This window comes from Staphylococcus rostri (assembly GCF_002902145.1).
Taxonomy (GTDB): domain Bacteria; phylum Bacillota; class Bacilli; order Staphylococcales; family Staphylococcaceae; genus Staphylococcus; species Staphylococcus rostri.
Genome location: NZ_PPRF01000156.1, coordinates 1 through 2,703 on the forward strand (window position 1 = coordinate 1; position 2,703 = coordinate 2,703).

The 2,703-nt window shown below is 35.5% G+C and carries 1 protein-coding gene; it reads left to right on the forward strand.

What is annotated here, in order from left to right; translation table 11 throughout:
- Positions 1–77: 77 nt before the first annotated feature.
- Positions 78–2,703 (forward strand): YSIRK-type signal peptide-containing protein (locus CD122_RS12620; RefSeq protein ID WP_420852960.1); only part of this gene is annotated, 2,626 nt, incomplete at its 3' end.

Below are 2,703 nucleotides of genomic sequence, written 5' to 3' on the forward strand. Positions count from 1 at the left end.
ACATTTAATAATTTATTTATAGTTGAATGGATATTAGACAAAACAATGCTTAATAACAAAGAGGAAGGAAAGTGAGTATGAAAAGATATCAACAGTACAAAAAATATGACCGTAAACAACAAGTTTTTAGCATTCGTAAATTATCGTATGGGACAGGTTCTGCCCTATTAACGACATTATTATTCTTAGGAGCAACACAATCAGCTGACGCTGCAGAAACAACTGAAGCAAAAGCCCCTGAAGCTGTCACTGAAACAGCTAGTGAAGACACTGAGGATAAAGCGACTGTGACAGAACAACCAGCAGTTGAAGAAACAACAACAGATGAACCATCGACTGACAATGAATCACAACCTACTGAAGAAGTTACACCTGAACCTACTACTGATGCCCCTACTGAAGAAACAGCACCTGAAAAAGCTGAAGCAACAGAACAACCTGCCACTGAAGAAACTACATCTGCACAAACAGCACCTACGAATGAAACAACTGATAAAGAAACTACTACAAATGAAACTACTACTAGGCAACAACAACCTGAGTTGAAGAACAACGTTGATGACAAAATCTCTGATGTCTCAATTAATGTGAAAGACAATAAAATTGAAGATGTCGTGGATTACGGGCCATCTAAAGAAGTTTATGAAGAGTTTCAAAAATTCTTGAAAGATTTCAAAGAGAAGTACCCTAATGCTGAACCAGGCGAGTTGACAGCAGGACTGTATGAAAATGAAAGTGATGATTATCTATCTTCTGGATGGTTTAAATACGTTTCAAATAAATACCCTGATATTGATATAGAGAATTATCTGGATATGAGTACGGATTTAGAAGCTGCAAGAAAATATTACTATGAACAAGTCAGATCAAATAAAGGATTAAAGCCCTCTGAATATGAAATCCTAGCTAAAGTTTCAGATGCAAGAGTTGGAGATTACTTTACATTCCAATATGATAATATGACTGACTTAAATGGTAATTATGCTAATGATATTAAAGTGCAACTCCCATCATTTTATCTTGAATCTGACCCTAAAATTGAAGTAGCACGTGCCATTAACTTTGATAACCAAACTAAAAAAATTACGTATCAATTTTTGGACACCATTAAAGATTTTGATACTTTTGGAATGATTTATCACGGTAAAGACTATGTAGATCGTAATAAAGTAACTAAAAATGGTGAGCAAGAACTCAAACATCAATTAGGTAACAACAATATCCAATACCGTGCCAATGTAACTTTTGAAAAATCTATCTATAATGATAGTGTAATTAAGCATTTAGATGATGAAAGTAATGAATATAATTATTTTGCACATCTAGCTGGTATGCGATTAGTACTTGATGATTATGATAAAGATAATCATACAATTAAAAGTTATCTTCAAGTGAATCCTGATGCTTACAATTTAAAACCTAAGGAATCTTGGGTAAAAAATCGAATTGAAGATAACTTACAACAAAAAAAAGAATTAGAAGAACTAATCAAAAACTCTTCAGATAATGAAAAGATTAAAGACTATGAACAACAAATCAAATTTATTGACTACAGAATTGAATTATACAATAAGTATGGAAATTATTTAATGACTCAAGTTGTTTATTCGAATAAAGAATTTAATCAGACGCATTCACAATATATGATTGATGGTACTGAGTCTGCTATACAAATAGACCAAAATGCACTTGACTCTGTCAAAATTTATAGAAGTAAAGAAAACAAATCAGTATCAAATAATAGTATTAAAGATACAATTATTGATTATGAAGATGTAACTGAAGAAATACTGGCATATAATAAACTACGTGATTTCAGCCAAGATGATCGTGACAAAATGTTAGATACTTCTAATAATAAAGGTGTTATTCGTCTTTCAATACCATCAGATGATCGTAGTTATACAATCGTTATGACGCATCATGTAAACAAAGAGGCAATTAGTAAAGACGCACTACATGATATAGAATTATTAGCAACTTGGAATTTTATCACAAACAATCCAGTTTCGGGACAAGGTGGAAAAGATATCTTTGAAGAAGAACAATTAAATCATCATTTTAGTGATAGTTTGTTTAGAAGTTGGATGCCACCAATCGATTCAAACCAAGTAAGAGCTCACATTGAAGAGGATGAGTTTGAAGTAAATCCAGATTTACCAGAACAACCAGACTTCCCTGATCCAGATGAAGGCGATGCTGACGCTGACTCAGATGCGGATAGTGACTCGGACTCTGATAGTGATTCGGATTCTGACAGTGACTCAGACTCTGATAGTGATTCGGACTCTGACAGTGATTCTGACTCTGATAGTGATTCGGACTCTGACAGTGACTCTGATAGTGATTCCGACTCTGATAGCGACTCCGATTCTGACAGTGACTCGGACTCTGATAGTGATTCGGATTCTGATAGCGATTCGGATTCTGATAGCGATTCAGATTCTGATAGTGATTCGGATTCTGACAGCGACTCCGACTCTGATAGCGACTCGGACTCTGACAGCGACTCGGATTCTGACAGTGACTCGGATTCTGACAGCGACTCCGACTCAGACAGTGATTCTGACTCTGATAGTGACTCGGATTCTGACAGCGACTCCGACTCTGACAGTGATTCTGACTCTGACAGCGACTCGGATTCTGACAGCGATTCCGACTCTGATAGTGATTCTGACTCCGATAGCGATTCAGATTCTGATA